Annotated in this window: 6 protein-coding genes; 5 read left to right on the top strand and 1 reads right to left on the bottom strand. The window is 68.4% G+C overall.

The window, feature by feature from the left end; translation table 11 throughout:
• Window positions 1-1,168, bottom strand: a 1,168-nt coding sequence (locus ACM2XV_RS12575) for a cation-translocating P-type ATPase (protein WP_487027166.1), incomplete at its 3' end; no start/stop codon positions are given.
• 95 nt (window positions 1,169-1,263) lie between these two features.
• Here ACM2XV_RS12575 and ACM2XV_RS12570 point away from each other — a divergent pair.
• The 5 genes from ACM2XV_RS12570 to ACM2XV_RS12550 all read left to right on the top strand — a co-directional run.
• A complete protein-coding gene (locus ACM2XV_RS12570) occupies window positions 1,264-1,758 on the top strand; it encodes a universal stress protein (RefSeq protein WP_344773474.1) in 495 nt (164 codons plus the stop codon).
• A 126-nt stretch (window positions 1,759-1,884) separates the two neighbouring features.
• Window positions 1,885-3,003, top strand: a complete 1,119-nt coding sequence (locus ACM2XV_RS12565) for a fatty acid desaturase family protein (RefSeq protein ID WP_344773476.1) — start codon at window positions 1,885-1,887, stop codon at window positions 3,001-3,003.
• Window positions 3,004-3,396: 393 nt separating this feature from the next.
• Window positions 3,397-3,606: a cold-shock protein gene (locus tag ACM2XV_RS12560; protein ID WP_344773738.1), complete on the top strand. Its 210-nt coding sequence runs from the start codon at window positions 3,397-3,399 to the stop codon at window positions 3,604-3,606.
• Window positions 3,607-3,794: 188 nt separating this feature from the next.
• Window positions 3,795-3,962: a hypothetical protein gene (locus tag ACM2XV_RS12555; RefSeq protein WP_344773478.1), complete on the top strand. Its 168-nt coding sequence runs from the start codon at window positions 3,795-3,797 to the stop codon at window positions 3,960-3,962.
• Window positions 3,959-4,691, top strand: a 733-nt coding sequence (locus ACM2XV_RS12550) for a hypothetical protein (protein ID WP_487027165.1), incomplete at its 3' end; no start/stop codon positions are given. The genes ACM2XV_RS12555 and ACM2XV_RS12550, both read left to right, overlap by 4 nt.

The following is a 4,691-nucleotide window of genomic DNA, read 5'->3' as shown; positions in this document are numbered from 1 at the left end:
CCTCCGCGAGGATCCGCAGGTCGGCATTGGCCGACGCCGGCGCCGGCACCCCCTCGCGCGTCACCGCCCCGAGCGGCGCATAGCCCGTCCCCTCGATCTCGTACGCGCGTGCGGCGGTGCGCACGGCGCGCGCCGTCATCTCGTTCTTCGTCAGCGTGCCCGTCTTGTCCGAGCAGATCACGGTCACCGAGCCAAGCGCCTCGACGGCCGGAAGGCGGCGCGTGATCGCGTGCCGCCGCGCCATCTGCTGCACGCCGAGCGCGAGCGTGATGGTCACGAGCGCGGGAAGCCCCTCGGGGATCGCGGCGACCGCGAAGCCGATGGCCGCCGACACGATCTCCTGCAGGCCGAAGCCGTGCACGAAGAATCCGATCGCCGTCATCACGACCGTCATCGCGACGATCGTCCAGGCGATCAGCCGGCCGAAGCGCGCGAGGGCGATCGCGAGCGGCGTCTCGACGGCCTCGACCTCGGTGACGAGCGTCTGGATGTGACCGATCTCGGTGGTGCCGCCCGTGGCGACCACGACGCCGCGCCCCGTGCCCGCGGCGACGAGCGTGCCCGAGAACATCATCGACGTGCGGTCGCCGAGCTCAGCGGCCTGCGCGACCGGCTCGACGAACTTGGTCGACGGCTCGGCCTCGCCCGTGAGAGCGGATTCGTCGACCTGCAGGTTCGCCGCGTCGAGCAGGCGCACGTCGGCCGGCACCCGGTCGCCGGCGCGCACGCGCACCACGTCGCCGGGGACCAGCTCTGAGGCATCCAGCTCGATCCAGACGCCGGCGCGCATGACGTGCGCCTGCGTCGAGAGCATGCCGCGGATGGCGTTGAGCGCCTGCTCGGCCCTGCCTTCCTGCACCAGCCCGATGACGGCGTTGATCACGGCGACCGCGAGGATCACGGCGAAGTCGACCCAGTCGCCGATGACCGCCTTGAGCAGCGCCGACGCGAGCAGCACGTAGATGAGGACGTCTTTGAACTGCAGCAGCACGCGCTTCCACCACGGCGCCGACTTGGGCGGGCTGAGCACGTTGCGGCCGTGCTGATCGAGGCGAGCGGATGCCTCAGCCGCGGTGAGCCCCTGATCCGAACTCCCCAGGCCCTCGAGAACGGCGGCTGCGGGCGCTGCCCACGGTTCGCTGGTCTGGATCGTTCGATCGAGGTCCATGGAAATCAGTATGGTCAGCACGGCCTTCATGCGCTAGACTCATCTCAGATACAAGATGCATGGCAACCACGCCAGGCAGGACAGGAAGGTAACCGATGAACGAGCACACCCCCGTGAACCGCGAACTGGTCGTCGGCATCGACGGCTCGGCAGCGGCCCTCGGAGCGCTGCGTGAGGGTCTGCGCCTGGCACAGGCGCTCGGCTGCACGGTGCGCGTGATCAGCGCCTGGTCGTGGCCCGTCGGGCAGGGCTTCGTGCCCGGCCCCCCGATCAACTGGAACCCCGAGGCCGACTCGCTCGAGATCCTCAGCGACGCGCTCGCGAAGGTCGAGGTCCCCAAGGGCGTCGAGGTGGTCACGCAGTCCGTCTACGGCGACGCCGCCGACATCCTGATCGAGGCGAGCCGCCACGCCGAGATGGTCGTGACCGGCAGCACCGGCGCCGGCATGGCGCGGGCACTGTTCCTCGGCTCGGTGAGCACCCGGGTCGCACAGCGCGCCGCCTGCCCGGTGCTCGTGTGGCGCCCGATGGCCTCGCCGCTCGAGAGGGTCACGCCTGACGAGGCCGGTGCCGAGCTGATGCTCGGCTAGCGGCTGCGGATTGCCAGGGGACTGCCGGTTTCGACCGGCAGTTACTCTGTAGCGTTGCCCGCAACGATCGGCGGCTTGCCTTTTGTGTAGAAGGCTTTTCTGAGGCCGCGATCGAACGGGGGCCAGATGGCCACACCATTCACCACTGCCGAACTGCTCGAGGGGCGCCTGGGCGCGATCCGCACCACAACGCGGCGCGACGACGCTTTCGACGCGACCGCGTCGTACACGGCGGTCTCACGCGCCGTGAAGGCCGATGGGCTGCTGCGTCGGGCGCGGCTGTTCTACGCGCTCCTCGCACTCGGACTGCTCGTCGCGACCGCAGGCGACGTGGTGGGAATGGTATTGCTCGGCCACAGCTGGTTCCAGCTCATCCTGGCCGGCGTGCTCGGCCTGATCCTGACGCAGTTCGCGTTCCTCGCCCACGAGGCCGCGCACAAGCAGATCCTCGTCTCCGGCTCGGCCAACGACTGGGTCGGCCGCGTGCTCGGCACCTTCGTGATCGGCATGAGCTACGCCTGGTGGCAGAACAAGCACTCGCGCCACCACGCGAACCCGAACCAGCTCGGCAAGGACCCCGACATCGCGTTCGACACCATCTCGTTCACCGAAGAGGATGCCGCCCGCCAGACCGGCCTGCTCGCGTGGATCACGCGCCGCCAGGGCTACCTCTTCTTCCCCCTGCTGACGCTCGAGGGGCTGAACCTGCACTGGACGTCGTTCAAGCTGCTGGGGCGCCCCGAGCCGGTCAAGCACCGTGCGACCGAGATCGCGCTGATCGCCGCGCGCTTCGGGGTCTACCTCGGCCTGCTGTTCTGGTTCCTGCCGCCCGGCATCGCCGCCGCCTTCCTCGGCGTGCAGCTCGCCGTCTTCGGCATCTACATGGGGGCTTCGTTCGCACCGAATCACAAGGGAATGCCCATCATCCCGGCATCGGTGAAGCTCGACTTCTTCTCCAAGCAGGTGCGCACCTCGCGCAACGTGTCGGGCGGCTGGTGGGCGACGGCGCTGTTCGGCGGCCTCAACTACCAGGTCGAACACCACCTCTTCCCGAGCATGGCCCGCCCCCGACTGGCGGAAGCGCGTCTCATCGTGCGCGAGCACTGCGCTGCCAGCGGCATCCCGTACACTGAGACCACGCTGGCGCAGTCATACGCCATCGTGATCGCATATCTCAATAGGGTGGGGCTTCAGGCGCGCGATCCGTTCGCCTGCCCCGTCATCGCACAGTACCGGCGCGCATAGCGCCCCAGATCTTCCCGCGGCGCCCGACCAATGTCGGCCGGGCCGCGGCTCACGAAACGAAATCCGATTTACCTCTCTGCTTCACCGAACACCCTCGCCGCGGTTCACCCCGTCTGGCGGCAGGCCGACGACGACATCCACGTGGCGACGATCGCGGGCGAATTCGCCGGCTTCGTCGCCGCCTCGGCGAACGGCTTCGCGCTTCACGACGCACACGCAAGACCACGCGGGCTCTTCCCTACGCTCGCGCTCGCGTGCGAGGCTCTGAGCAGCGACGACTTCGACGTGGTGCACCTCGCCGTGCAGCACGTCCCCCCACGTCCGCGACGGCGCCGCCGCCGCGGAACGCCGGACCGCAACAGCCGTCCGGGAACACGAAAGAAAGACGACGATATGGCCACCGGCACCGTCAAATGGTTCAACTCGGAGAAGGGCTACGGCTTCATCTCCCCCGACGACGGCTCGGCCGACGTCTTCGCCCACTTCTCCGCCATCTCGGGCAGCGGCTTCCGCAACCTCGAAGAGGGTCAGAAGGTCGAATTCGACACCGAGCGCGGCCAGAAGGGCCCGCAGGCGGCGAACATTCGCCCCGCCCAGGCCTGAGCAGCCGTACCACGAAGTGACCGGCGGGTCTCCGCCGGTCACTTCGTCGTTCCGGCCGCACGCAGCCGTGCCGCCTCTATAGGGCCTACTCCCCGGAGAGGTCAAGGGAGTGTCCCGATCGCGGTTCTTCCGCGTACCGTCGAGGCCGACCCGGCACACCGATACATCAAGAACAGGGGGTCGCCGCCATGACCCAGCCAGACGCCACCTCCCCGGACGTCTGCCCCATCTGCGGAAGCATCCTGATCGATCGCGGCAACGCGCTCTACTGCGCGAGCTGCGATCTTTTCTATGAGGAAGACGACCACTCCGGCGGCGGCAGTGGTCAGGACGGCGGTTCGGAATCGCTCACGTGATCATCGACGAGTCGTTCCAGACGACCGACGTCGGCGAGGCCGAGCAGATCGCCCGCAGGGTGTACCCGCGCGCAGAGCTGCGCGAGCCTGCGACCGGCGACTTCACCTACCAGCACTTCACGCGCGGTGAGAACGGGGTCAACTTCACCCGGTTCAAGATCAACTCCCGCATGGACATCGCGGTCGACTTCCACGACGTGGCCGCCTTCGGCCTGCGCCTCGCGGGCCGCTACGCCGTCGAGTCGAATCGCGACCAGATCGACTCGTCGCAGCCCTTCCTGTTCACGCCCGGGCCCGGAAGCTCCAGCTCGGAGGAACTCGACGTTCTGATGGTGAACATCGACACGGAGCACCTTGCGAAGGCAGCTGCCGCGCAGCAGGGCGTCGATGACGCGCGACTGGTTTTCGGTCGACACGAGGCCGTCTCTCCCGTCATGCGCGCCCACTGGATGCGCACCGTCAACTACGCCTGGAACAGCGTGATCCAGGTCAGCGACGTCTTCCACAACGACGCCATTCGCGCGGCCACGTTCGAGACGGTCGTGACGGCCGCGCTCGCTGCGTTCCCGATCGATGTTGCGGCACGCGCGCGCACCTTCGACTTCGCGTCCTCGGCCGCCGTCCGGCGCGCGAAGGCCTTCATCGAGGACAACGCCGATCAGGCATTGACGGTGACGCAGGTCGCCGAAGCCGCGCGGATGTCCGTCCGAGCGCTGCAGCTCGGGTTCC

Source organism: Gryllotalpicola sp. CP2-P1 (genome assembly GCF_057512245.1).
Note: the sequence above shows the minus strand (reverse complement) of the source record. Positions and strands in the feature narration are given on the sequence as shown.

What these genes read in the sequence shown, in the direction of transcription:
- ACM2XV_RS12565 (WP_344773476.1), top strand. Translation starts at nt 1,885, where the DNA reads ATGGCCACACCATTCACCACTGCCGAACTGCTCGAGGGGCGCCTGGGC.
- ACM2XV_RS12570 (WP_344773474.1), top strand. Translation starts at nt 1,264, where the DNA reads ATGAACGAGCACACCCCCGTGAACCGCGAACTGGTCGTCGGCATCGAC.
- ACM2XV_RS12560 (WP_344773738.1), top strand. Translation starts at nt 3,397, where the DNA reads ATGGCCACCGGCACCGTCAAATGGTTCAACTCGGAGAAGGGCTACGGC.
- ACM2XV_RS12555 (WP_344773478.1), top strand. Translation starts at nt 3,795, where the DNA reads ATGACCCAGCCAGACGCCACCTCCCCGGACGTCTGCCCCATCTGCGGA.